This is a genomic window from Atlantibacter sp. RC6 (genome assembly GCF_014193285.1).
Lineage (GTDB): Bacteria > Pseudomonadota > Gammaproteobacteria > Enterobacterales > Enterobacteriaceae > Atlantibacter.
The window spans coordinates 114806-140084 of the sequence record NZ_JACHZE010000004.1; the positions used below are offsets into that span (position 1 = coordinate 114806).

The following is a 25279-nucleotide window of genomic DNA, read 5'->3' on the forward strand; positions in this document are numbered from 1 at the left end:
GTGACTTCTCTATTTCTCGCTATCGACCAGGCCGCGCACAAACGCGCGCTGCATCACTAATACAATTACCACCGGCGGGATCAGCGTCAGCAGCATCGCCGCCATCACCTGGTTCCACTGGGTGCTGCCTTCGCCGGTTGAAATCATCCCTTTAATGCCCGCCACCGCAGTGCCCAGGTTAGCGTCGCTAACGATCAGCAGCGGCCACAGATACTGGTTCCAGCCGTAGATAAAGGTGATAACAAACAGCGCCGCCAGATTGGTGCGGGACAGCGGCAGCACGATGTCGCGGAAAAAGCGCATCGGCGACGCGCCATCAATGCGCGCGGCTTCTATCAGCTCATCGGGCAAGGTCATAAAAAACTGGCGGAACAGGAACGTGGCGGTGGCGGACGCCATCAGCGGCAACGTCAGGCCGGTATAGCTGTCGAGCAGATTCAGCCTGGCGATCACCTCTACCGTCGGGAAAATACGCACTTCCACCGGCAACATCAGGGTGATGAAAATCAGCCAGAAGCAGAGATTACGCAGCGGGAAGCGGAACCAGACGATGGCGAACGCCGACAGGATCGACACCGCGATTTTGCCCACCGTGATGGTCAGCGCCATCACCAGGCTGTTAAACAGCATCAGGCCGAACGGCGCGCTGTTCGCCCCCACGCCGTGCTGCCAGATATGACGGAGGTTTTCCCACAGATGGCCGCCGGGGATCAGCGTCATTGGGGTTTCGAATACCGCTTTGCTGTCCAGAGTGGCGGCCACAAAAGCCACGTACATCGGGAACAGGATCACGGCGATACCGAGGATTAACATGCAGTGGCTGAAGATATCCAGCCCGCGACGGTGTTCTATCATTGGTAGCGCACCCTTTTTTCAACGTAGCGGAACTGCACCACCGTCAGCACGATCACCAGCGCCATCAGCACCACCGACTGTGCTGCTGATGCCGACAGATCCAGCCCGGCAAAGCCTTCGCGGTAGATTTTGTAGATCAGCGTCGTGGTGGCCTGCACCGGCCCACCGGCGGTGGCGGCGTCGATCACCGGGAAGGTGTCGAAGAAGGCGTAAACCAGATTCACCACCAGCAGGAAGAAGCTCACCGGGGCGATCAGCGGCAGCGACAGTTTAAAAAACCGACGCACCGGACCGGCGCCGTCTATGGCTGCGGCCTCCACCAGTGAGCGGGGGATCGACTGCAACGCGGCGAAGAAAAACAGGAAGTTGTAGCTGATTTGCTTCCACACTGAGGCGAACACCACCAGAAACATCGCCTGGCCGCTGTTCTGGGCGTGATTCCATTGGTAGCCCATCAGCTCCAGCCAGTGGGTAATCAGCCCGCGTCCAGGGTTAAACAGGAAAATCCACAGCACGGCGGCAATCGCAGGCGCGACTGCGTAGGGCAGCAGCATCAGGGTTTGATACAGGCGGCTGGCGCGCACCACATAATCCACCAGCGCGGCGAAAAACAGCGAGCTGACCAGGCCGAAAAACGTCACCATGGCGCTGAATTTAATGGTGGTCCAGAACGAGTCCAGGTAATAGCTGTCGTTAAGCAACTGGCGGAAGTTATCCAGGCCGACAAACTCACTGGACAGGCCAAAGGGATCGACGCTTTGCACCGAATACCAGAGCGCTTCCCCGGCGGGCCAGATAAAGAACACCACCGTAATGGCAAGTTGAGGCAATAACAGCAGATACGGCAACCAGCCGGACTGGAATACCGGGCGTGATGAGGACATAGCGTTACTCAATAAAAAACCCCTCACCCGGCGCGTAGCCAGCGTGAGGGGCGAGACTTATCAGGATTTGGTGGATTGTTCGAAGCGGCGCAGCAGTTGGTTGCCACGCTCAACGGCGGCATCCAGCGCCTGCTGAGGCGTTTTCTTGTTGGTCCAGACGCTTTCCAGCTCTTCGTCAACCACGGTGCGGATTTGCGGCATGTTGCCCAGACGCAGCCCTTTGGTGTAATCCAGCGGCGGCTTGTTCAGCATCTGACGGGTGGCGATATCCGCGCCAGGGTTTTTATCGTAGAAGCCCTGTTCGCGGGTCAGGTCATAAGCCGCTTTGGTGATCGGCAGATAGCCGGTTTTTTGGTGCCATTCGGCGGCGTTTTCCGGCTGCGCCAGGAAGTCGAGGAACTCGGCCACGCCTTTATAGGTTTCTTTGTCTTTACCCTGCATCACCCACAGGCTGGCTCCGCCGATAATGGCGTTTTGCGGCGCGCCTTTGGCGTCGGCATCGTACGGCATCATCCCCACGCCGTAATTAAATTTGGCGTAGTGGCGGATGTCGGCCAGCGAGCCGGAAGAGGCGGTGGTAATCGCGCAGTCGCCGTTATAGAACTTCTCGGTGGATTCATCCTTACGGCCGAAATAGGTGAAGTCCCCTTTCTTGTTTAATGCCTGAAGCATGGCGATATGTTTCACCTGCTCCGGCTTATTGAATTCCAGCACCGCGTTAGTGCCGTTAAAGCCGTTGTTCTCGGTGGCGACCGGCAGGCCGTGCCAGGCGCTGAAGTTTTCAATCTGGATCCAGCCCTGCCAGCCGCTGGCGTAGCCGCACTTCATCCCGGCGGCTTTCAGCTTCGCGGTGTAGTCCGCCAGTTCCTGCCAGGTTTTCGGCGGCTGCTCCGGATCTAAACCGGCTTTTTTGAAGGCGTCTTTGTTGTAATACAACACCGGGGTGGAGCTATTAAACGGTTGCGACAGCAGATGGCCGCTTTTTGCGTCGGTGTAGTAACCGGAAACCGTCGGCACAAACTGGGATTCGTCGAATTTAATGCCCGCATCGCTGAACACTTCGTACACCGGTTTGATGGCTTTCGACGCCATCATGGTCGCCGTACCCACTTCATACACCTGCAAAATCGCCGGGGCATTTCCGGTGCGGAACGCCGCAATTCCGGCGGCCAGGCTCTGCTCGTAGTTGCCTTTATAAACCGGGGTAATCTGATAATCCGGGTGAGTCTGGTTGAAGCGTTGCGCTAAGGATTCCACTTCTTTACCCAGTTCGCCCTCCATGGAATGCCAGAACGGAATGGTGGTCGCAGCGAAAGACTGACTGGCAAACGCCATCCCAATCGCCAGAGCTGAAGCTGTACGTAACGATGTCATGCGGTTATCTCTCTTGTTGTGCCGGATGCGCGAAACCACGCGTTTTATGCTCGCGAGGTAACATGACATGCGCGAATGACAGAAAAATAACCTTTTGATTACAAAACGGTGACAGCAAGATGCCGGGGAAATGTCGAAAGGATGATGATGAGATGATGAAAAGATGACGGGAACCGCTGGGCACTTTTAATATGCCTTCTCTGTGTATAGCTTTTTGCTGTACACATGGTTATTATTTATTCATTAGAACTCGCACTAACAGGAGGCGATATGCCCTCACCTCGCATCCCCGCCGGTACTAAAAAGTTACCACGGGAAAACCAAATCAACCTCCGCGCCAGCGATGAAGAGCGTGCCGTCATCGACTATGCCGCAACGCTGGTGAATAAATCGCGCACCGATTTCATTCTGGAACTGGCCTATAACGAGGCCCAAAATATCATTCTCGACCAGCGCGTCTTTATGCTGGACGATGAACGTTATGCCGCTTTTATTCAACAGCTTGAAGCACCGCTGGAAAATATTGAAGGACGCAACCGCTTAAAGGATGTTAAGCCAGAATGGGAATAAAGGTGACGCAGCCGGTATTACTGACACAGGAGCACGACTTAACGGAATTTGACTGCGGCAATGCTGCGCTCAATGACTGGTTAGTACGTCGTGCTTTTAAGAACCAGACGCTGAACGCGTCCCGAACTTTTGTCACTTGCCAGGCGGGAACCCATATTGTTGTCGGGTATTACTGTCTGGCGTCTGGCTCTGTCGATCATACTCACGCAACCCGAGGTTTACGTCAGAATATGCCAGACCCTATCCCTGTTATTTTGTTGGGTCGTCTGGCCGTTGATGTCGCGTATCAGCGCCATAAAGTAGGACAGTGGCTGTTAAAGGATGCGACCGATCGGGTAGAAAAGGTTGCCGGGCATGTTGGTGTTAAGGCCATTATGGTTCACGTCATTGACGAAAAGGCGATGCATTTTTACCAACATTACGGCTTCGTGCAGTCAGTGATTTCACCAAATACTTTGTTGTATCGGCTTAGCTAACCGGTTCAGGGCATTGGGATTTTCTTGTAACCTGATGACTGCAATTTTAAGGCAATGTCTTCCAGCGTGAGCTGGCCTGCTGCGGCTGCAACCGTTAGCCCGACGTATCTGCCAGTTCCCTGATCTCATTGCCATATATCGCCATAATGGCCGCAAATTCCGCATCCATCTTTGCGGATTGATAACGCTCGAATTCTTCAGCGCTAATAATCACCGCAGGCTTGTGTCCCCTTCGGGTAATGGTGACTGGCGTTCCCTGGGCAGCGCTTTCAAGCGCAGCGGCGAGATTTTGACGTGCTTCGCTGTAATTCATCGTTTGCATAGAACCTCCTTTTGCGTACAGGTTAATTGTACAAGTAGAGCGTACAAAAAAGGAGCCTTGCGGCTCCTTGATCGGCGGTTCTCAAGCTTTAGCCACCCAAATACGCGCTACGCACCGCTTCGTTGGCCAATAGTGCATCGCCGGTATCTTCCAGAACCACGTGACCGTTTTCCAGCACGTAGCCGCGATCGGCGAGCTTCAGCGCCTGGTTGGCGTTCTGCTCCACCAGGAAGATGGTCATCCCCTCTTCGCGCAGCTGTTCGATGGTGTCGAAAATCTGCTGAATGATGATCGGCGCAAGGCCCAGCGACGGCTCGTCCAACAGCAGCAAGCGCGGCTGGCTCATCAGGGCGCGGCCAATCGCCAGCATCTGCTGTTCGCCGCCGGACATGGTGCCCGCGCGCTGGATACGGCGCTCGTGCAGGCGTGGAAACAACTGGTACACGCGCTCGATGCGTTCGTGATACTGCTGGCGATCGGCAAAGAAACCACCCATCGCCAGGTTCTCTTCCACGGTCATCCGGGAAAACACCCGGCGACCTTCCGGCACTATCGCCACCGCTTCACGCATGATTTTGGCGGTATGCCAGTCGGTAATATCTTTGCCGTCGAACACGATGCGCCCGCTGGTGGCGCGCGGATCGCCGCACAGCGTGCCAAGCAGCGTGGTTTTACCCGCGCCGTTGGCGCCAATCAGGGTGACGATTTCACCCTGCTTAATCTGCAAACTGACGTCGTGCAGCGCCTGGATTTTGCCGTAGTGGGCGCTGACTTTGTCAAAAGACAACATGACCTTTTCCATCTTATGCCTCGCCCAGGTATGCACGGATAACATCAGGATTATTACGGATCTGCTCCGGCGTGCCGTTAGCCAGCGGCGTTCCCTGGTTTACCACATAAATGCGGTCGGAAATCCCCATCACCAGTTTCATATCATGCTCAATCAGCAGGATGGTGGTGTTGTGATGGTCGCGCAGCTCGACGATCAGCTCATCCAGCTCTTTGGTCTCTTTCGGGTTCAGGCCCGCCGCCGGTTCATCCAGCATCAGAATTTCCGGCTGGGTCACCATGCAGCGCACAATCTCCAGACGGCGCTGGTCGCCGTAGGCCAGGTTGCTGGCCTGACGGTTGGCGTGCGCCAGCAGACCGATGCGGTCGAGCCAGGTGGCGGCGCGATCCAGCGCTTCGCTCTGGGTGCGGCGAAACGCCGGGGTTTTCAGCAGGCCGGAAAACAGACCGGTTTTTAACTGCTGATGCTGCGCCACCAGCAGGTTTTCAATCACCGTCATTTCGCGGAACAGGCGCACGTGCTGGAAGGTACGCACCACGCCCATGCGCGCGATTTGCTGGCCCGGCAGGCCCTCCAGATGCTTGTCGCGCAGTTTGATGGTGCCGCCGGTCGGTTTATAAAAACCGGTCAGGCAGTTGAACACCGTAGTTTTCCCCGCGCCGTTCGGGCCGATTAACGACACGATTTCATGTTCGCGCAATTCCAGAGAGACATTGTTGACCGCCAACAGGCCGCCAAAACGCATCATCAGGCCTTCGACGCTTAAAATTGGCTGACTCATGCTTTCTCTCCTTCAACGTGCCCATTCTTCAACTTCAACTGCGGACGCGTCATCGGCAGCAGCCCCTGCGGACGCCAAATCATCATCAGCACCATCAGGCCGCCCAGCATCAACATGCTGTATTCGTTGAAATCACGCATCAGCTCGCGCGATACCACCAGCAGGATAGCCGCCAGGATAACCGCAAACTGCGAGCCCATGCCGCCCAGCACCACAATCGCCAGCACAAACGCCGATTCGGCGAAGGTGAAAGACTCCGGGCTAACAAAGCCCTGACGCGCGGCGAACAGCGTCCCGGCGAAACCGGCAAACGCGGCGCTGATGGTGAACGCGGTCAGCTTGATGCGCGTCGGGTTCAGGCCCAGGGAACGGCAGGCGATCTCATCTTCACGCAGCGCTTCCCAGGCGCGGCCCAGCGGCATACGCAGCAGGCGGTTAATCACAAACAGGGTGATCACCACTAACAGCAGCGCCACCAGATAGAGGAAAATAATGCGGTCGCTGGGGTCGTACTTCATGCCGAAGAAGTTGCTGAAGGTATCCCAGCCCCCTTCGCGCGGTGTGCGGCTAAACTCCAGGCCGAACAGCGTCGGTTTCGGGATCTGGCTGATGCCGTTCGGCCCGCCGGTCACTTCAGTGTTGTTCAGCAGCAAAATACGCACGATCTCACCGAAGCCTAAGGTAACAATCGCCAGATAGTCGCCGCGCAAACGCAGCACCGGGAAGCCCAGCAGAAAGCCTGCCGCCGCGGCCACCAGGCCCGCCAGCGGGAGGCAGGTCCAGAAGCCGAGACCGTAATAGTGGTTCAGCAGCGCAAAGGTGTACGCGCCGATGGCGTAGAAACCGCCGTAACCCAGCACCAGCAGGCCAGACAGCCCCACCACCACGTTTAGGCCCAGACCGAGGATCACGTAAATCATGGTCAAGGTGGCGATATCCACCGTGCCGCGCGACACCATAAACGGCCATGCTACCGCCAGTACCAGCAGCGCCACCAGGAACAGTTTCTGCTTCGGCGTAGAACCATCAATAGCAGGCAGAATGAACTTCGGCCCGGAAACGTTTTTAAAGCTTTTCTGGAACAAGGGGCGCAGCAGCTGGAACAGGAACACCACCGCCGTGCCCACGGCAATCCACTCCCAGCGGATGACGGACGCGGTATCCACCACCAGTTTGGTGCCGGACAGGCTTAACTGAACGCCCATCATCACGCCAGCCAGTACGAAGAACAGCACGGCAGAGAGCAGCGCCATGGCAAAATGCATCGGTTTCATACTTTCTCTACCTCCGGACGGCCCAGGATACCGGTAGGCATGACCAGCAAGACGCCAATCAACAGGGCGAAAGAGACCACATCTTTATATTCAGTACTCAGGTAGGCAGAGGTCAGCGCTTCGGTCAGCCCAAGGATCAGGCCGCCGATCATCGCGCCGGGAATGCTGCCGATGCCGCCCAATACCGCAGCGGTAAAGGCCTTCATCCCCGCCATAAAGCCGATGTACGGGTTAATTACACCGTAGAACTGGCCCAACAGTACCCCGGCTACCGCCGCCATCGCCGCGCCGATCACGAAGGTCAGCGAGATGACGCGGTCAGTATTAATGCCGAGCAGGCTGGCCATTTTCAGGTCTTCCGCACAGGCGCGGCAGGCGCGTCCCATACGGGAGTATCGGATGAAAAGGGTCAGCGCCAGCATCGCCAGGAAGGTTACGATCCAGATAACCAGCTGCATAGTGGTGATGGTGGCAGAAAAGTTTTCACTGCTGCCTACCAGCCACTGGCCGTTAAACAGGCTCGGTAGCGCCACATCGCGCGAGCCCTGGGTCAGGCTGACGTAGTTTTGCAGGAAAATGGACATCCCGATGGCGGAAATCAGGGCGATCAGGCGCTTGGAGTTACGCACCGGTCGATAGGCGACCCGCTCGATGCTCCAGCCGTAGGCGCTGGCGATGACAATCGCCCCGATAAAGGCTGCGCCCACCAGCAACCAGCTGGCGTCGATACCCATCATCATTAGCGCCGCTACGATCATAAAGGAGACGTAACTACCAATCATGTACACCTCGCCATGGGCGAAGTTAATCATGCCGATGATGCCGTACACCATGGTGTAGCCGATGGCGATCAGCGCGTAGGTACTCCCCAGCGTGACGCCATTAAACATTTGCTGCAAAAAATAGAGGAACTGCTCGGACATAACGTAACCTTTTATCACTCGTTCAGGTCAGCAATCCAACGTCGCATAAATAATGAATGCTCGAATTATCACGAGCGTTTATTTGACCACGTTGGTTGACGACCCGTCGGCATGCCACTGGAATACACCAAATTCAAATCCCTTCAGATCGCCTTTTTCATCCCAGCTCAGCGGCCCAATCACGGTATCAGCCCCGTGTTCTTTTAAGTCCTTAATCAAATCAGCCGGTTCTTTTGAACCGCTTCTGTCCATTGCCGTCGCCAGTGACTGTACGGCGGCATAGGTGATCCACACATACGGGCCGCTGGCATCTTTTTTCTCGGCTTTCAGGGCATCGACGATAGCCTTGTTCGAGGCTTCCTGGTCATAGCGTTTCGGCATAGTCACTAACATGCCCTCGCCCGCATCGCCCGCAATATTGGACAGCGACGCGTTGCCCACACCTTCCGGGCCCATAAACTGGGTTTTCAGGCCGGTGGCGCGCGCCTGGCGCAGCATCTGGCCCATTTCCGGGTAATAACCGCCGTAGTAAACGAAATCGATATTTTCTTTTTGCAGGCGCGCCAGCAGGGCGGAAAAATCTTTCTCGCCCGCAGTGATGCCGTCAAAGAACACCACGTTGGCGCCGCCTTTTTTCAGGCCGTCCTGAACGGAACGCGCCAGGCCTTCGCCGTACTGCTGCTTATCATGAATGATGGCGATACGCTGCGGCTTAACGGTTTCCAGAATATACTTCGCCGCCGTCGGGCCCTGTGCAGAATCCAGCCCGGCGGTACGCATGATCATCTGATAGCCGCGCTGGGTCAGTTCGGGGTTGGTCGCGCCCGGAGTGATCATCAGAATGCCTTCATCTTCGTAGATATCGGAAGCCGGCTGAGTGGATGAAGAGCAGAGGTGGCCAATCACGTATTTAATGCCGTCGTTAACGATTTTGTTGGCGACGGCGACCGCCTGTTTCGGATCACAGGCGTCGTCATACTCTACAGCCACCAGCTTATCGCCTTTGACGCCGCCTTTAGCGTTAATGTCTTTAATCGCCTGACGCGCGCCGTTAAATTCCATATCGCCCCACTGGGCGACCGGGCCGGACATCGCCCCCACCACCGCGACTTTAATCTCCTGCGCCGCTGCCGTGTGAGTCAGTGCCAGCGCAACCATCCCTGCGAGTAGTGTTTTCGCGTTGTATTTCATTCCGTGCATCCCCATTCATGCCAGTTGTAAATTTCTGGTTTTATTATGGTTAAAAAATGTTCTGCTGTTTTTATAAACAACACTATTTTTACCTGTCTCTTTAATGAGTTAGCGCTAATTTTCGCTATTACACAGGCTAAAACGTCTATATATCATGACATTAAGCAAAGATAATATTCTGGATTAAGCCAGAGTTAAACAAAAAAAAGCAGTAATTCCAGCATAAAATATTGGTGCATTAAGCCGAATAAATCACTACCTGTCAGAGTAAAAACCTGGTTAAATTTCATTCCTGGAATATTCGCACTGCTTTTGATACGTGATAAAAACTATTCAACTACTCTATGAATTAAAAAAGAGCAGGCGTTATGGTCAATAATTTGGATACACTCCGATAAAACTGCCTTCGGGATGCCACTATGAAACTCACTATTATTCGTTTGCAGACTTTTACGCCGCAGGACCATATCGACCTGGGCAAAATTTGGCCGGAATACTCCAGCGCATCGTTGAAGATTGATGAAGGCCACCGTATTTACGCCGCGCGTTTTAATGAACGGCTGCTGGGCGCGGTCCGCGTGACGCTGACCGGCGATCAGGGCGCGATGGATTCACTGCGCGTACGCGAGGTGACGCGCCGGCGTGGCGTTGGTCACTATCTGATTGAAGAGGTGATCCGCGATAACCCCGCAATCAACCACTGGTGGATTTCCGACGTCGGCGTCGAAGACCGCAACGTGATGAATGCGTTTATGCAGGCGCTGGGCTTTTCGATCGAGGAAGGCGGCTGGGAGAAGCGCTAAATCGAGAGAGATCGACATCACAGCGCAGGGCGAGATGGGCTGTAACTACCGCGTCGTTTAACTAACGTTTTGCGACGCTGTTTTGTTGTTGAGAAAAGCGATCAAGGGTGCGGGTCATCAAACGCGTTCCTGTTAACGAACGCTGCAACAGATTGAACCTTCCAGATACCCTCTTCCTGTACCATGCAGTCAGCGACGACATAATCTTGCTCTTTCCCAAGCGCAATATAAACAGTCGCGCAAACCGGATCATAATCCGCTGAAATCACATTAATATTCGTTGGCCAATCGCTGATTATGTCTTCGGTTTTAGTGAAGAAATCCTCGTCGCCATACGTAAAATCAGCCCCCGTTTTTTCCACGAGTAAGCGTGTTTGCGCATCTCTGTTGCGCACTTTTTTTAACGTATCGACAGTGACGTACTTTTCTATCTCTTTTCCATCAATGGGAATGTACTTCCTCATCTCTTTTCCCACAGGATGTGAGTCAATGTTCTTGAAATGACCAAGGTACCATTGATTAAATTCAAGGGCGGCCTTTGCTGGGGCACCATATGAAGGCACTGCGGATAACGCGTTAGCGCTGAAAGCCATCAGCGATACGGCAATAGCAAATAGTTTCTTCATTCACCGGTCTCTGTAAGGAATTTTTCAGTCACTGGAAATCTGAGTAACGCTTTTTACTTTCCAGACACCGTCCTCTTTCACCATACAGTCAGCAAGAACGTATTTTTGGCTCTTACCGAACGCGACATAGACATTCTGGCAACCATGTTCAAATGTGTTTGAAATCACGGTTATGTTAGTAGGCCAGTCTTCCAGAATATCCTGGCTTTGGGTAAAGGGATCAGCGTCAATCAATGCGTCTCCCGTTCTTACTTCCTGAGCAAAAATCTTAAGCAAGTTTTGTAGGGTGTCGGCAGTGACATATTTTTCAATCTCGTGCCCATCAAGAGGATATTTGTTATCCTGGATCTGATCCAGATACCATCGGTTAAACTCAAGCGCAGCTTTTTCCGGCCCGATTTGCGTAGTACCTGCAAAGGTCAAAGCACTGGACAGAAACAAAGGCAAGACGGAATAATTTATCTTAATCATGGCGGTAGATCTTATAAGCTGGCCGACGTTTTCTGTACTCAGGGCCAGAATACATCCCTTCCTCTCCGCTGCCATGAGTTTGCCGATAATCACTTATCCACTGGCGGTGATGAGCATCATAAATACAGGTATGACCGTCTGTATGGCCGGTAATGCCGAGTGATTGAATAACCGCTACATCACCTTCTCTCAAATTTCCATGGACTTCATAAAAGCCGGCTTGCTCCAGAGTTCGTCCCATGTCCCTGGCATGATGAGTATTTGGTAGATTAAGTCCACCAGCGCGTATCGCATTTGAAACGTAACGCCCACAGTAACCGGATGATTTGGGTAAAGCGTGCACCCGTGCGTAGCTAACGGCATTCAGTGGATTCCATGTCATCAATGCTTTCCTTGTTTGACTTTTTTATGCTGCCAAACTTTACGCGTCCTCTTGTTATTTGGGTGTAACCAAGAGTAAATGGCAATTAACCATCATGGATTCAAATGATTATTTATAGTGAAATGTTTAGAAAGTGATTGAATCGCAGATCGAAGCCTGTATCTTAGCTTTGATCGCATCCACAATTGGCGTACAATGTGTTTAAGATGGGATGCATTAATTGTATTTTGTTAAGTATTAATTTTCGGCAAATGGATCTTTATAAGTATTACAATGAAAAAAATCACCTACATCCTAATGAAAATTATATCATTAATCCTGTTTTTGTTTTTGATTTTTGCGGTTTATTCATTTATTGTAACTCTTATATATATAAAATCAGTTGGGGGACTTTCCGCCCTGAACTATGCAGAAGTCACGGGGCACCTCGTTATTATCTTCTTTAGTTTGGGTTGCTTTTATTTTTGCATTAAGGCAACCCGGAAAATGAAAGATAATTGACTACCGATTATCTAATCCCTGAGCAAGCCTAACCAAAATCTCGTCCCATGCGACGGGATTATTTTTTTCAGTATCAAAGCATCCAGGAATGGGCCAGCGTAGGCTTCAACAAGAAAATAAAAAAGGCCGAGATCTCCAGCTACTCTGAGGTCGTTATAGATCTGATAGTCAACCTGCTTCAGTTTTTCCGATGTGTAAACCGCCCTGGAGACCGACCCACCTATCGAGTATATTGTCGATATTATTAACCCTGCAGTCATACGTCCTATAAATTTTTGAGTGAATATAGATGCTAAGTCATTTATCAATGCGGCGTTGATAAACAGTTTGCCAGTGCCTTTCGCTAAATTATTTCAAATGTAGTTCCGCTTACTTTCTTCTATTTCTCGGGTAAAATTTTTTAAGACTATATTTAGTATCGTACTGAGTTCTCCATCATGTAACCCTCTTTTTAACCTATAAAGAAGCCTGTATGTATTTGCTTCATTGATATATCTATTATCAGTATCAATGAAGTTTACAGCAATAGCGGAGATATCATTTGTAAAATCTAACACTACCTCGCCAACTTTTTGTGTGTAACGTATATACACAGACTTACTTTTTCTGTGTTGCAAGACCTCAATTATTCTATTTGCAATCCTTTCTGCTTCTGACATGCTTATGTCCCTGTATTAATGTTAAATATCTTTTCAATTCAATTTTAGTGAGATAATAAACTCTTCAATAATACGCAGGGAGGAGTGATTAGGTGTAATTAAGGTTAAGGAACAATTAACCATCATGTGCCCAAATGATGCTTTATGACGGTTTATTCAGAGCGTAATTGAATTGCATCCAAAGTATTGTATAAAAACCCCGAAAACTTACATCAGTAAGTAATCGGGGTTGTTAATGTCGTCAGCGCTGCGTGAACGTGACAGGCAAATTATTTGGCGTCGGTCGCCGTACCGTTGGCATGCCACGTGAACACGCCGAACTCAAAGCCTTTCAGATCGCCCTTCTCATCCCATGACAGCGGACCCATCACGGTTTCCACAGAGTTAGCCTTCAGGTATTTGGCGATTTCAGCCGGATCGTCAGACTGGTTCAGGCCGGCTTGCAGGGATTGCAGCGCAGCGTAGGTGGTCCACACGAACGCACCGCTCGGATCCTGTTTCTTGGCTTTGATCGCGTCCACAATCGGTTTGTTCGCCGGAATCTGATCGTAGTTCTTCGGCTTGGTTACTAACATGCCTTCCGCGGATTCGCCGGCGATGTTAGACAGGGATACGTTCGCCACACCTTCTGGACCCATAAACTGCGTTTTCAGGCCTGCCGCGCGGGACTGGCGCAGGATCTGGCCCATTTCCGGGTGGTAGCCACCGTAGTAAACGAAATCAATGTTTTCTTTCTTCAGACGTGCCACCAGCGTAGAGAAATCTTTCTCACCGGCGGTGATACCGTCAAAGAACACCACGTTCGCGCCGGCTTTCTTCAGGTTATCCTGAACGGAACGCGCCAGGCCTTCGCCGTACTGCTGTTTGTCATGAATAACAGCAATGCGCTGCGGCTTCACTTTCTCAGCGATGTATTTAGCCGCAGTCGGGCCCTGGTCGGAATCCAGACCGGTGGTGCGCAGCACCAGTTGATAACCACGCGCGGTCAGTTCCGGCGCAGTCGCCGCTGGCGTGATCATCAGAATGCCTTCATCTTCATAGATATCCGATGCTGGCTGTGTAGAAGAAGAGCACAGGTGGCCGATAACATATTTGATGCCGTCGTTAACCACTTTGTTCGCTACCGCTACCGCTTGTTTCGGGTCGCAGGCGTCATCGTATTTGGTCATAACCAGTTTGTTGCCTTTGATGCCGCCCTTGGCGTTAATATCGGCAACCGCTTGCTCTGCGCCAGTAAACTCCTGGTCTCCATACTGCGCGACCGGGCCGGACATAGCGCCGACGACGGCGATCTTAATATCTTCCGCCATTGCCGCGCTGCTCATCGCCAGAGCGATACATCCCGCCAGTAACGCTTTACCCGTCATTTTCATCCTGAGGATCCCCATTGTTGTGGTTGTTGAAGTTGTTTTGTTGTTTTGATTTGGCACATTATATCGCCATCGCACTTAGGCGCAGCATTAGATAGTAGAAAGGAGGGATGCCACCGGTGCCTGAGCAGCATACTCTGCTAAAACATACCCCATTTTTCTAATTTTGGAACAACAATTTTGTGGGGTGAATAACAGAAAGTGAGCGCGGCGGGGTCTTATTGCAACATTAGTGCAACAACAACGCCTCGCCGCGTCAGGATTAGCGCGGTAAAACCTGTTTAAGAATATTTAGCGCCTGGGTGAATTGCGCTTGTGGGATCGTCAGCGGATACAGGAAGCGGATCACGTTGCCGTATACGCCACAGGTGAGTAACAGCAGCCCCTGCTCCAGCGCCGCTTGCTGAACTTCGCGGGTGATGTCCGGCGACGGTTTACCGGTTGCCGGGTCGTTAAACTCCACGGCAATCATCGACCCCAGCCCGCGCACCTGGGCTACCGCTTTGCTCTGCGCCTGCTCCAGCACTTCTTTCAGCTGCGCGCCGAGTTCATTCGCGCGCTGGCACAGTTTTTCATCGTCAATCACATCCAGCACCGCATGGGCCGACGCAATCGCCAGCGGGTTACCGGCGTAGGTGCCGCCCAGCCCGCCCGGTGCGGGGGCGTCCATCACCTCGGCGCGCCCTGCCACAGCGGATAGCGGCATTCCCCCCGCCAGGCTTTTCGCCATAGTGATCAAATCGGCTTTCACCGGGTAATGCTCCATGGCGAACAGTTTGCCGGTACGCGCAAAACCAGTCTGCACTTCATCAGCAATCAGCAGAATGCCATGCTGGTCGCAAATCTGCCGCAGCGCGCTGAAAAATTGTGGCGGCGCGACGTTAAACCCGCCCTCGCCCTGAATGGGTTCCAGCACAATCGCCGCCACCTGGTCCGGAGCGATATCGGCTTTGAAGATGTATTCGAGGCTTTCCAGCGCCTGCTCAACGCTGACACCGTGCAGATCATTGGGGTAGCGGGCATGGAACACCGAACCGGGGAACGGGCCAAAGCCGAGCTTGTACGGGGCCACTTTGCCGGTGAGCGCCATGGTCATAAAAGTTCGGCCATGGAACGCGCCGCTAAAGGTGATAATACCGGGGCGACGGGTACTGGCCCGGGCGATTTTCACGGCGTTTTCCACCGCTTCCGCGCCGGTAGTAAAAAACGCGGTTTTCACCGGTCCTTCAATGGGCGCGCGTTCATTGATGCGTTCCGCCAGCGACACGTACCCTTCATAGGGCACGATTTGATAGGCGGTATGGGTAAAAGCCTTAAGCTGCTTTTCAATCGCCTCAACCAGGCGCGGATGGCGGTGGCCGGTATTCAGCACGGCGATCCCGGCCGCGAAATCAATCACTTCCCGGCCTTCCACGTCCCACAGCGTGGCGTTTTCCGCGCGCTCAGCGTAAAACCCGCACATCACGCCGATACCGCGCGGCGTTGCATTCTGACGGCGTTGATTTAGTTCTGAATTTTTCACTTTCTTCTCTCCGCAGCTCTTTTACGTTGATGCAACATGTACACTACATTGTGGTTTATTTAGCGCGCTTTGGTTCTATAATCGAGTACCAATCCTGATTGATTGAGGGATCCAATTGCATTCTCTGGTGGGCGATTTAATGCTGGTGCGCTTTGCGGCGCAGCCGGATAAGCTTTTGCATCGGCGGTTATATAACGCGCTGCGCCAGGCGATCCTCGATAAAAGCCTGGCCCCGCAGACGCGCCTGCCCGCCTCGCGGGATCTGGCCGCGCAGTTGGGGATTTCACGCAACAGCGTGATCACGGTGTACGAACAACTGCTGGCGGAGGGTTATGTCACCTCCCGCCAGGGTAGCGGCACCTGGGTGGCGCAAACCCTGCCGGATAACGTGTTTCACCCACAGGCGTGCGGCGATGCGCTATCGCAACCCGCCACGACGCCCGCGTTTTCCCGACGTGGGCAGCAATTGCTGGATAACATCAGCGCCAGCCCAAGCCAGTGGGGCGCGTTTATTCCCGGCGTGCCGGACGTCAGCGCTTTTCCCCATCAGCGTTTCAGTAAAATCCAGGCGCGCATCAGCCGCCGCCCCGCTCCCCGACAGCTCACTTACAGCAATAACGGCGGCTCACCGGCGCTGCAACAGGCGCTGGTGGAGTATTTGCGGGTAGCCCGTTCAGTGAACTGCAATGCTGAACAGATCCTGATCGTCGAAGGCGTGCATCAGGCCATTGATTTGGTGACGCGAATGCTCACCAACCCGGGGGATCGCGCCTGGATTGAGGAACCCTCTTATTGGGGTATACGCCATATTTTGCAGATGAATGACGTGACGCTCTGCCCGGTGGATGTCGATCAGGCGGGGATGGCTCCTCCGGATACCGTGGAGGAAGTTCCGCGCTTGATCTTCGTCACCCCTTCGCACCAGTACCCACTGGGGCCAGTGATGAGTCTGGAACGGCGGCAGCGCCTGCTGAACATTGCGGCGCGCCATCCATGCTGGATAGTGGAAGACGATTATGACAGTGAATTTCGCTTTTCCGGGCAGCCAATCCCGGCGCTCCAGGGTCTGGTGTCCGACGCGCCGGTGATTTATATCGGCACCTTCAGCAAAACGCTCTATCCGGGACTGCGGCTCGGGTACTTGGTGCTGCCGCCGGCCCTGGCTGAATCATTCCGGAAAGCCCATGCCGAGTTGTACCGCAGCGGGCATTCGCTGATCCAGACCGCGTTGGCGGAGTTTATCGAGTCCGGGCTGTATACCGCCCATATTCGCCGGATGCGCCTGCTGTACAGCAAACGCCGGGCGCTGCTGTGCCAGTTAATTATTCAGGCGTTTGGCCCACAGGCGCTGAATGATTTCAACGACAACGCCGGGCTGCATCTGATTTTGCATCTACCAGGCGAGGCGGATGATGTGGCGATTGCGGCCCATGCTAACGCCCGGGGCATTCTGGTGCGGGCGCTGTCGCGCTATTACGTGGGAGATAAAAAACGGCGGGGATTGCTGATGGGATTTGCCAGCATTACCGAAGAACAGATGCCAGAAGCCTTTGAACGGCTGTTGGCATCGGTGCGGTTGTTTTGCCCGCACGCGTTCCTCTGTCCTAAAATGATCGATATTCCGTGAAGATCTAAAAAGGAATTTAGGGCCTAAATTTTTAATAGTGTAATTTTCCACATTTATTTTCAATTACAACCACTTGAAATTAATTACCATTAAATGTCAGCATTATTTTACGGAATGATTAAATGAAGGAATCTATACATTACATCAATGGACGAAATTATTTATTTACTACGCGTGATAATAAAACTTTTCTTACATATAAAGCGACTACGCGCCCTGTTGAAGAGAATTATATTGAAGTATGTATTATTCCGAGTTGTAAGATTATCACCAGGAACAACGGCGATATACTTTTTGCTTTAGCGTTAAACAAAAAATCAGATGAGAAATTTGAGATATTGACTGCACAACAGCTTTATAATAAATATGCCTGGCAATGGTTCGAACCATTAGCCGATAATTACCATGAAATGATTTATTTAAATACTGGCCCTGAAACATTTGATGCATATAAACATTTCACCTGGAAGCAAATTGCAGATTTCGCTTTGGTAGATCGTCCTTCGGCCTCTTTTTATCCCAATATGCCCGGAGACTGGAAAAGCAACTCCCAGGGCGGGGACGATTATTTGATGGTCATGATAGAGGGGCAACCTTACTGGAGTGATGCCATTGGTCAGATACCTTTTGCAGTAGATACATATCGATCGTTACATAATATAGAGTATGTGATAAAAACTGGGATGAAATGGGCTGACGGAACGTTCAGTAGTGAAACAGACAGGACAAACCGATACGATAACTTCTTCTTGTTGAGAGGCGCCCTATTTGCCAGTAAAAAGTGTATTTATACTTATGCTAGTTCACTCACATTTGATTCATCTGTTAATGAAAAAGAACAAATCACAGATATTGATGCAGCTACCTTAGCTCGGCCTATCTCAGAACAAGAGTTAGAAACCTATGGTGTCTGGAATGACAAATAATTACCTTTTTTATGTCTCTAAAATTACAGTGGCTGCGATATGTGCTGTAATCATGATTATAATTCATGATTATGGTCACGCGCTATATATAAAAAATTTTTCACCACATAGTCATGGCATTTCGTTAGGATTCGTAAGGTTTTACATTGTTTACTTTATGCTGCCATCGTTTTTTCTAATGGTACTTAGCAACAATAAAATATTTATTTATATGTATATTACCATAATGATTTTGATGATTTCTTTATGGTTCACAAGCCATCCATTACGAATTTCACTTATGGGCATGTCTTATAGTATTTCTACAAGTATCTTATATGTCCTAAAATATTATATTGAAAAAAGAGCAGGAAAATGAATCATATTTGTAATAGATCGAATCTCTGATAACCCAACAAAAATACCCCATGATCTCTCACGGGGTATTTTTTATCGTCAGCGCTTATCAGGCTTCGATAGCGGCGCGCAGTTTCTTCATTGCATTCTTCTCAAGCTGGCGCACACGTTCGGCGGAAACGCCATAACGGTCGGCCAGTTCCTGCAATGTGGTTTTGCTGTCTTCATCCAGCCAACGGGCGCGGATGATATGCTGGCTACGTTCGTCCAGCCCCTGCATCGCATCAGACAGTTTATCCGCCGCGTGCTCTTCCCAGTTATCATCCTCAATGCCGTCGGCAAAGTTCGAGGATTTATCCTGTAGATAGAGAACCGGGGCCATCGGCTGTCCGTCCGGCGTATCGTCATCCGGCGACATATCAAACGTCATGTCCTGGGCCGCCATACGCGACTCCATTTCACGCACGTCTTTGCTGGTCACGCCCAGCTCGCGCGCCACCATTTCCACTTCATCCTGGTTAAACCAGCCCAAACGCTGCTTGGTTTTACGCAGGTTAAAGAACAGCTTGCGCTGCGCTTTGGTGGTTGCCACTTTCACAATACGCCAGTTACGCAGTACGTATTCGTGAATTTCCGCTTTGATCCAGTGCACCGCGAAGGACACCAGACGCACACCCACTTCCGGGTTGAAGCGGCGCACCGCTTTCATCAGGCCGATATTGCCTTCCTGAATCAGATCCGCCTGCGGCAGGCCATAGCCCGCGTAGTTACGAGCGATATGAACAACAAATCGCAGGTGAGACAGGATCAGCTTTTTCGCTGCTTCCAGATCGCCCTGGTAATGCAGCTTTTCAGCAAGTGTCCGTTCTTCCTCGGCCGATAACATCGGCCAGGCATTGGCGGCCCGGATATACGATTCCAGGTTGCCTACCGGAGCGAGCGCTAAAGTTTGCATTTCTTTGGTCATTCAAATCCTCTCAATCATTATCAGACTGGCGGTACGTTGTCCCCATCAGGCAACAAACGGGCCAGTTCTTATGAGCAACGAGAATATCATCCACTCTTTCTTCAGACAGTGATTTTATCCACAAGTTCCGTGTCGGTTTGTGAATAGTTTACACACAGAGTGTGACAACGCTATGAAAAAGCGCGGCAGGGTTTGTAGAGTACTGCTCCCCTGCGGACGGGAACTCGTAGCAGGGGAGAAGTATACCAAACTTTTTTTAGTCGGGGGTAAAGTGACGTAAATGTTGCACAGTGGCAAGCCAGGCTGCCAGCCAGCCGATCATTGAACACACCAGCAGCAGCAACAGGCACTCATCAAAGGATAAGCCGTTGAGATCAAAGGAGGTCCCGAACACCCGCGCCACCTCGGTCACGGCGGATGACAACCGCATCACCAAAATTTCTGAAAGAATCAGTGACAAAAATGCGCCGCTAAAACCGAGTAATGCGCCGCCGTATAAGAACGGACGCAGAATAAATCCGTCGGTCGCGCCAATCAGCTTTTGCACGTTAATCGTGTCGCGACGGGCGAAAATACTCAGCCGCACGCTGTTGCCAATCACCAGGAACACCGCAGCGACCATCAGCACGCCAATCATCGCCGCCACGCGTCCCACCAGGCCGGTTAAGGCCGCAAGACGGGCGAACCAACTGTCGTCCATACGCACTTCGTCCACGCCCTGCACGCGCGCAACCCGGTCGCGCAGCGTGTTCAGCGATTCAGTGCCCTGGAAATCCAGTTTTGGGACAATCACCGCCACCGCGGGCAGCGGGTTTTCTTCCAGCATATCCAGCGCGCCGCCAAAGCCTGACCAGTTGCGGAACTCGCCTAACGCCTCATCCCGCGACAGGTAATTGACTTTCTCAACCCCCTGCTCGGCCTGCAATTGCCCCACCACCTGCTGGGCCGCATCGTCATCCAGCGCTTTATCAAGATAAACGGTGATCTGGGGGGAAGGATAATACTGGGTCGCCGCCTGGTTGACGTTCTTATAAACCATGTAGCAAACGCTGGGCAGCGTCAGGGAGATAGCGATGACCATCACGGTCAAAAACGTGGCGAACGGTTTGCTTTTCAGATCCTGTAGCGCGCCGTTCCAGGCGTAGCGGAACTGTTCGTTAACGCCGCCCTTGCGGGATTTTGCTTTGTTAGGCTGGCCTTTAGCGCGTTTCGGCGGCTGACGGTTGCTATCGCCGCCCATCTTCTGGCGGGTAAAACCGCTGAGTTTGTTGCCAAAGCGCTTCATTTCATTCAGCGCATCACGTTTATTCACCGGGGCGGCCTCCATGCAAATGCCCTTCGCTCAGGGTCAACATTGGATAATGGCGGCTGGAAATCAGCCCCATATCATGCGTGGCCATTAATACCGTGACGCCCACGCGGTTAAACTCTTCGAACAGGCGCAAAATCCCTTCCGACAGCGCTTCGTCAAGGTTACCGGTCGGTTCATCCGCCAGCAGCACAGCGGGCTTGTTCACCACCGCACGGGCGATGCCCACGCGCTGTTGTTCACCGCCGGAAAGCTGGATCGGAAAGTTTTTGGCTTTATCCAGCAGGCCGACTTTGTCCAGCGCGGCGCTAACGCGGCGGCGGATATCCTCGCTGCTGGCCCCGGCGATGATCAGCGGGATCGCCACGTTGTCGAATACCGTTCTGTCCATCAGCAGATGGTGATCCTGAAAGATCATGCCAATCTGGCGGCGCAAAAACGGCACTTCACGATTTTTTAAACGGCTGATCTCATGACCGGCAAAATAAATTTGCCCCGCACTGGGGCGTTCAATGCCGCAGATAAGCTTCAGCAGCGTACTCTTACCGGCGCCGGAATGGCCGGTAAGGAATGCCATCTCGCCAGGTTGCAGGTGAAATGTCACCCCCTGCAGAGCCTGTCTCCCACCAAGATAGGCTTTGCTGACCTGTTCAAAGCGAATCATTGTTAATCCTCTCGGGCAAAAAGTGCCTCTATAAAGTCACCCGCATTAAACGGGCGCAAATCAGAAATTTGTTCGCCAACGCCAATATAGCGAATCGGAATACCGAACTGGTCCGCAACAGAGAAAATCACCCCGCCTTTGGCCGTGCCGTCCAGCTTGGTCAGCGTAATGCCCGTCAAACCTACCGCCTCATGGAACAGTTTGGCCTGGCTGATGGCATTCTGCCCGGTGCTGGCGTCAATGGTCAGCATAATCTCATGCGGGGCCTCTTCGTCGAGTTTTTTCATTACCCGGACGATTTTCTTCAGCTCTTCCATCAGGTGCGATTTATTCTGCAAACGACCTGCGGTGTCGGCAATCAACACGTCGATATGGCGCGCTTTCGCCGCCTGAATCGCGTCGAAGATCACCGAGGCGGAATCCGCGCCGGTATGCTGCGCCACCACCGGGATATTGTTGCGCTGGCCCCAGACCTGGAGCTGCTCGACCGCCGCCGCGCGGAACGTATCCCCCGCCGCCAGCATCACCGATTTCCCCTGCTGCTCGAATTGACGCGCCAGTTTGCCGATAGTGGTGGTTTTACCCACGCCGTTGACGCCCACCATCAGAATAACAAACGGCGTTTTACCTTCAACGTTCAGCGGCTCGTCAACTTTCGCCAGAATCTCGCCCATCTCTTCCTTCAGCAAACCGTACAGCGCTTCGGCGTCACGCAACTGCTTGCGGCTGGCACCTTCGGTAAGACTGGCAATGATTTTGCGGGTGGTTTCCACGCCCACGTCGGCAATCAGCAGCTGTTCTTCCAGTTCCTCAAACAGATCATCATCGATTTTCTTGCCGCGGAACAGACTGATAAATCCGGAACCAAGATTTTCTTTGGTTTTAATCAGGCTGCGCTTCAGGCGTGCGAAGAACCCTTCTTTAGTGGGTTTCTCCTGGACCGGGACGACCACGTCAGCCTGCTGCAACTCCTCAAGCGGTTCTTCCGCCTGCTGGCTCGCCGCCAGCGCCTGGGCTTCCAGCTCTTCGTCGCTGATGTCCGGCTCGGCTTCCGCTAACGGCTCTTGCTCCGCCTGCCATTCTTCCGGCTCGATTTCTTGCGCCTGTACTTCTTCCGGTAACGGCAGGGTTTCGTGTTCAATAACCGCAGTTTCTTGCGGCTGCTCAATCACCTCGACCACATCATCAGCGACCGGCTGCGGTTCTTCCGCCTGCGCTGCCTGCTGCTCGGTGATTTCAACGACCTCTTCCGCAAAGGCCTGCGATTCTTCCAGCGTATGCGGGGCAGGCGTTTCAACGTCTTGCGCAACAGGCGCGTCGGACTCGGCAACAGGCTGCTCGACGGTTTCCGGCGGCAGTTCGGTAACCTGATTCTCAACCTCTTGTTCCGTTACCTGCTGCTGTTCAACTTCAGGTTCCTGCTCTTTTTGGCCGAAACCCAGCCAGGAAAAAAAGCCCCGTTTTTTATCTTTTGCCATTGGCGACTACACCCCTCGCTGTTGAATCCTGGCAGCCTCACCGCGCAATCACATCGCGGGCGCTAAATTTTTTACGAATGAATACGTTATTCTATCACTTTCCCGCCAGCGCATCACGCCGACGGATTCAGGTTTCACCTGGCGGCTTGCGCCGCTAGAATAGCAGGCCAAATTATTAAGCCCAGTGAACAGCATGAAGAAACCCACCTCCTCTGGCAGCGGCCAGATTCGTATTATCGGCGGCCAATGGCGAGGCCGAAAACTGCCGGTCACCGACAGCCCCGGCCTGCGTCCGACCACCGATCGGGTGCGTGAAACGCTGTTCAACTGGCTGGCCCCTTATATGGTCGATGCGCGCTGTCTCGACTGCTTCGCCGGCAGCGGCGCGTTAGGGCTGGAGTCGCTGTCCCGCTATGCCGCCAGCGCCACCCTGCTGGAGATGGAACGCCCCGTGGCGCAGCAACTACAGAAAAACCTCGCGACGTTAAAGGCCGCCAACGGCAAGGTGGTCAACACCAATACCCTGAACTACCTTAATCAAACCGGTACGCCGCACGACATCGTGTTTATCGATCCGCCGTTTCGCAAAGGTTTACTCGACGACACATTAAGCCTGCTGGAGAAAAACGGCTGGCTGGCGGACGGGGCGTTGATTTACGTCGAAAGCGAAGTCGAGAACGGCATGCCGCCAGTGCCGGCCAGTTGGCAGCTGCACCGGGAAAAAGTGGCGGGCCAGGTGGCTTATCGCCTCTATTTACGTGAAACGCAAGGAGCGGAACATGCTGATTAATCTGGGACGGCTATTGATGCTGTGCGTGTGGGGTTTTTTGATCCTGAATCTTTTCCAGCCTTTCCCGCGCCCGCTGAATATTTTCGTCAACGTGGCGCTGGTGTTTATGGTGCTGATGCATGGTTTACAACTGGCAATGCTGAAAGCCACTCAGCCCAAAAACGCGCCGCCGATGGGTAAACCGGAACAGATGCGCATTTTTCTGTTTGGCGTATTCGAGCTGCTGGCCTGGCAGAAAAAGCAAAAGTTGAAGTAATGCTGGCGCAGGCGTGGTTACGGCTGCGCATCGAAACGCACAAAGCGCGTCCCCTGATAAACCAGTACGCCTTTCTCCCCCACCGTCAGCTGATGATAATCCGCCGCCTGAAGCCGGAAGGTCATTTCCATCCCGCCCTGTAACGGCGTAAAGCTGGCTTCATAACGCATCGTCTCGCCCGCCGGCGTCACGTCACGCTGGCGCGAGCGGCGGTCATTGGCGGGCTTTTCTCGCTTGCTGCTGATCTCCACCTGCTTTTGTCGCTGCGGCGCGGCCTCGTTGCTGGCATTCTCCCGACGCTGCTGCACATAGCGAAAGGAGGCCGATATCACAATCAACCCAATGATAACTATCAGGAAAAGCGGTATTTTACTCATAACGGCACTCTCATCAAAAACGCGCTTTTTAGAATACTCTGGCCTGATAAGCATTGTCATCTGCCCCGGCGGGCCACTAGACTGAAAGACAGAGCCGCGCACAACGGGTGCGCGTTACAATAACTGAATCAGGGACTTATCATGCTTTGGTCGTTTATTGCTGTCTGTTTTTCCGCCTGGCTTTATGTGGACGCCTCCTATCGAGGCCCGGTCTGGCAACGCTGGGTATTTAAACCCGTCACATTATTACTGTTACTGCTGCTGGCCTGGCAGGCCCCGATGTTTGAAGCGCTGGGCTATCTGGTGGTCGCCGGGCTGCTGGCGACATTAGTGGGCGATACGCTGACGCTGTTGCCGCGTGAACGCCTGCTCTATGCCATCGGCGCGTTTTTCCTGTCTCATTTGCTCTACACCATTTATTTTGCCAGCCAGATGACCCTGTCATTCTACTGGCCTCTGCCGCTGGCACTGGTGGTGATTGGCGTGGCGCTGATTGCCGTGATCTGGACGCGTCTGGAAGAGCTGCGCTGGCCAATTTGTACCTTTGTCGGCATGACGCTGGTGATGGTGTGGCTGGCAGGTGAACTGTGGTTCTTCCGCCCCACCGATACCAGCCTGTCGGCGTTTGTCGGCGCGGCGCTGCTGCTGTTAAGCAACGTGGTCTGGCTGGGCAGCCACTACCGCAAGCGCTTTACGGCAGATAACGCCATCGCCTCGGCCTGCTATTTCGCCGGACATTTTTTGATCGTGCGTTCGCTGTATCTGTAAATTTTGC

28 protein-coding genes are annotated in these 25279 nt (G+C 53.0%); 8 read left to right on the forward strand and 20 right to left on the reverse strand.

Features of this window, described 5'->3' with window-relative positions; all coding sequences use genetic code 11:
* Positions 1-9: 9 nt before the first annotated feature.
* From ugpE to ugpB, 3 genes are read right to left on the reverse strand one after another with little or no spacing between them, the layout of a single operon-like run.
* Positions 10-855, reverse strand: coding sequence for a sn-glycerol-3-phosphate ABC transporter permease UgpE (gene ugpE / locus FHW74_RS10945; protein WP_183170459.1), 846 nt, complete (start codon positions 853-855; stop codon positions 10-12).
* Positions 852-1739, reverse strand: coding sequence for a sn-glycerol-3-phosphate ABC transporter permease UgpA (ugpA, locus tag FHW74_RS10950; RefSeq protein ID WP_183170460.1), 888 nt, complete (start codon positions 1737-1739; stop codon positions 852-854). Before ugpA ends, ugpE begins: the two co-directional genes overlap by 4 nt.
* A gap of 60 nt (positions 1740-1799) precedes the next feature.
* Positions 1800-3113: a sn-glycerol-3-phosphate ABC transporter substrate-binding protein UgpB gene (gene ugpB / locus FHW74_RS10955; protein ID WP_183170461.1), complete on the reverse strand. Its 1314-nt coding sequence runs from the start codon at positions 3111-3113 to the stop codon at positions 1800-1802.
* 270 nt (positions 3114-3383) lie between these two features.
* Here ugpB and FHW74_RS10960 point away from each other — a divergent pair, with 270 nt between their 5' ends.
* Both FHW74_RS10960 and FHW74_RS10965 read left to right on the forward strand, forming a co-directional pair.
* On the forward strand, positions 3384-3683 hold the full coding sequence (locus FHW74_RS10960; RefSeq protein ID WP_183170462.1) for a DUF1778 domain-containing protein: 300 nt from the start codon (positions 3384-3386) through the stop codon (positions 3681-3683).
* Positions 3674-4159: a GNAT family N-acetyltransferase gene (locus tag FHW74_RS10965; protein WP_183170463.1), complete on the forward strand. Its 486-nt coding sequence runs from the start codon at positions 3674-3676 to the stop codon at positions 4157-4159. Before FHW74_RS10960 ends, FHW74_RS10965 begins: the two co-directional genes overlap by 10 nt.
* A gap of 94 nt (positions 4160-4253) precedes the next feature.
* Here the strand turns inward: FHW74_RS10965 and FHW74_RS10970 are convergent, their stop codons facing one another.
* From FHW74_RS10970 to livK, 6 genes are all read right to left on the reverse strand, one after another.
* On the reverse strand, positions 4254-4481 hold the full coding sequence (locus FHW74_RS10970; RefSeq protein ID WP_183170464.1) for a type II toxin-antitoxin system Phd/YefM family antitoxin: 228 nt from the start codon (positions 4479-4481) through the stop codon (positions 4254-4256).
* A gap of 88 nt (positions 4482-4569) precedes the next feature.
* Positions 4570-5283: a high-affinity branched-chain amino acid ABC transporter ATP-binding protein LivF gene (gene livF, locus FHW74_RS10975; protein ID WP_161661104.1), complete on the reverse strand. Its 714-nt coding sequence runs from the start codon at positions 5281-5283 to the stop codon at positions 4570-4572.
* Between the two features lies 1 nt (position 5284).
* The gene (livG, locus tag FHW74_RS10980; protein WP_161661103.1) at positions 5285-6052 is read right to left on the reverse strand and encodes a high-affinity branched-chain amino acid ABC transporter ATP-binding protein LivG; all 768 of its coding nucleotides are present in this window, start codon (positions 6050-6052) and stop codon (positions 5285-5287) included.
* A complete protein-coding gene (locus FHW74_RS10985; RefSeq protein WP_183170465.1) occupies positions 6049-7326 on the reverse strand; it encodes a high-affinity branched-chain amino acid ABC transporter permease LivM in 1278 nt (425 codons plus the stop codon). Before FHW74_RS10985 ends, livG begins: the two co-directional genes overlap by 4 nt.
* Positions 7323-8249 (reverse strand): high-affinity branched-chain amino acid ABC transporter permease LivH, encoded by a 927-nt coding sequence (livH, locus tag FHW74_RS10990; protein ID WP_183170466.1) that lies wholly within the window; start codon positions 8247-8249, stop codon positions 7323-7325. Before livH ends, FHW74_RS10985 begins: the two co-directional genes overlap by 4 nt.
* A gap of 78 nt (positions 8250-8327) precedes the next feature.
* Positions 8328-9440, reverse strand: a complete 1113-nt coding sequence (gene livK, locus FHW74_RS10995; protein ID WP_183170467.1) for a high-affinity branched-chain amino acid ABC transporter substrate-binding protein LivK — start codon at positions 9438-9440, stop codon at positions 8328-8330.
* A gap of 419 nt (positions 9441-9859) precedes the next feature.
* Here livK and panM point away from each other — a divergent pair, with 419 nt between their 5' ends.
* Complete coding sequence (panM, locus tag FHW74_RS11000; RefSeq protein WP_183170468.1) at positions 9860-10243, forward strand: aspartate 1-decarboxylase autocleavage activator PanM; 384 nt, start codon at positions 9860-9862, stop codon at positions 10241-10243.
* A 101-nt stretch (positions 10244-10344) separates the two neighbouring features.
* Here the strand turns inward: panM and FHW74_RS11005 are convergent, their stop codons facing one another.
* The 6 genes from FHW74_RS11005 to FHW74_RS11030 form a co-directional block, all read right to left on the reverse strand.
* Complete coding sequence (locus tag FHW74_RS11005; protein WP_183170469.1) at positions 10345-10869, reverse strand: hypothetical protein; 525 nt, start codon at positions 10867-10869, stop codon at positions 10345-10347.
* Positions 10870-10893: 24 nt separating this feature from the next.
* Positions 10894-11340, reverse strand: coding sequence for a DUF3828 domain-containing protein (locus FHW74_RS11010; RefSeq protein ID WP_183170470.1), 447 nt, complete (start codon positions 11338-11340; stop codon positions 10894-10896).
* On the reverse strand, positions 11333-11722 hold the full coding sequence (locus FHW74_RS11015; RefSeq protein ID WP_183170471.1) for a CHAP domain-containing protein: 390 nt from the start codon (positions 11720-11722) through the stop codon (positions 11333-11335). The genes FHW74_RS11010 and FHW74_RS11015 overlap by 8 nt, the downstream gene beginning before the upstream one ends.
* Positions 11723-12576: 854 nt before the next feature.
* Positions 12577-12882, reverse strand: coding sequence for a hypothetical protein (locus FHW74_RS11020; RefSeq protein ID WP_183170472.1), 306 nt, complete (start codon positions 12880-12882; stop codon positions 12577-12579).
* Positions 12883-13151: 269 nt separating this feature from the next.
* A complete protein-coding gene (locus FHW74_RS11025; RefSeq protein WP_183170473.1) occupies positions 13152-14255 on the reverse strand; it encodes a branched-chain amino acid ABC transporter substrate-binding protein in 1104 nt (367 codons plus the stop codon).
* A 259-nt stretch (positions 14256-14514) separates the two neighbouring features.
* Positions 14515-15774, reverse strand: coding sequence for a 4-aminobutyrate--2-oxoglutarate transaminase (locus FHW74_RS11030; protein ID WP_183170474.1), 1260 nt, complete (start codon positions 15772-15774; stop codon positions 14515-14517).
* 115 nt (positions 15775-15889) lie between these two features.
* Here FHW74_RS11030 and FHW74_RS11035 point away from each other — a divergent pair, with 115 nt between their 5' ends.
* Together FHW74_RS11035 and FHW74_RS11040 are read left to right on the forward strand one after the other, a co-directional pair.
* Entirely contained in the window at positions 15890-17401 is a 1512-nt protein-coding gene (locus FHW74_RS11035) for a PLP-dependent aminotransferase family protein (RefSeq protein ID WP_183170475.1), read from the forward strand.
* Between the two features lie 122 nt (positions 17402-17523).
* Complete coding sequence (locus FHW74_RS11040; protein ID WP_183170476.1) at positions 17524-18327, forward strand: hypothetical protein; 804 nt, start codon at positions 17524-17526, stop codon at positions 18325-18327.
* A gap of 445 nt (positions 18328-18772) precedes the next feature.
* On the opposite strand, the gene rpoH is transcribed toward FHW74_RS11040, so the two are convergent.
* The 4 genes from rpoH to ftsY all read right to left on the reverse strand — a co-directional run bounded on the left by rpoH (position 18773) and on the right by ftsY (position 23081).
* Complete coding sequence (gene rpoH / locus FHW74_RS11045; RefSeq protein WP_183170477.1) at positions 18773-19630, reverse strand: RNA polymerase sigma factor RpoH; 858 nt, start codon at positions 19628-19630, stop codon at positions 18773-18775.
* A 256-nt stretch (positions 19631-19886) separates the two neighbouring features.
* On the reverse strand, positions 19887-20942 hold the full coding sequence (gene ftsX, locus FHW74_RS11050; protein WP_183170478.1) for a permease-like cell division protein FtsX: 1056 nt from the start codon (positions 20940-20942) through the stop codon (positions 19887-19889).
* On the reverse strand, positions 20935-21603 hold the full coding sequence (ftsE, locus tag FHW74_RS11055) for a cell division ATP-binding protein FtsE (RefSeq protein ID WP_183170479.1): 669 nt from the start codon (positions 21601-21603) through the stop codon (positions 20935-20937). The genes ftsX and ftsE overlap by 8 nt, the downstream gene beginning before the upstream one ends.
* A gap of 2 nt (positions 21604-21605) precedes the next feature.
* The gene (gene ftsY / locus FHW74_RS11060) at positions 21606-23081 is read right to left on the reverse strand and encodes a signal recognition particle-docking protein FtsY (protein WP_183170480.1); all 1476 of its coding nucleotides are present in this window, start codon (positions 23079-23081) and stop codon (positions 21606-21608) included.
* Positions 23082-23274: 193 nt separating this feature from the next.
* Between ftsY and rsmD the strand changes: the two genes are divergently transcribed.
* Together rsmD and FHW74_RS11070 are read left to right on the forward strand one after the other, a co-directional pair.
* Positions 23275-23871, forward strand: coding sequence for a 16S rRNA (guanine(966)-N(2))-methyltransferase (gene rsmD / locus FHW74_RS11065; RefSeq protein ID WP_183170481.1), 597 nt, complete (start codon positions 23275-23277; stop codon positions 23869-23871).
* A complete protein-coding gene (locus tag FHW74_RS11070; protein ID WP_183170482.1) occupies positions 23861-24127 on the forward strand; it encodes a DUF1145 family protein in 267 nt (88 codons plus the stop codon). The genes rsmD and FHW74_RS11070 overlap by 11 nt, the downstream gene beginning before the upstream one ends.
* Positions 24128-24144: 17 nt before the next feature.
* Here FHW74_RS11070 and FHW74_RS11075 read toward each other — a convergent pair whose 3' ends face one another.
* Positions 24145-24504 (reverse strand): DUF2500 domain-containing protein, encoded by a 360-nt coding sequence (locus FHW74_RS11075; RefSeq protein ID WP_183170483.1) that lies wholly within the window; start codon positions 24502-24504, stop codon positions 24145-24147.
* 141 nt (positions 24505-24645) lie between these two features.
* Here FHW74_RS11075 and FHW74_RS11080 point away from each other — a divergent pair, with 141 nt between their 5' ends.
* A complete protein-coding gene (locus FHW74_RS11080) occupies positions 24646-25272 on the forward strand; it encodes a lysoplasmalogenase (RefSeq protein WP_183170484.1) in 627 nt (208 codons plus the stop codon).
* The last annotated feature ends 7 nt before the right edge of the window (positions 25273-25279 follow it).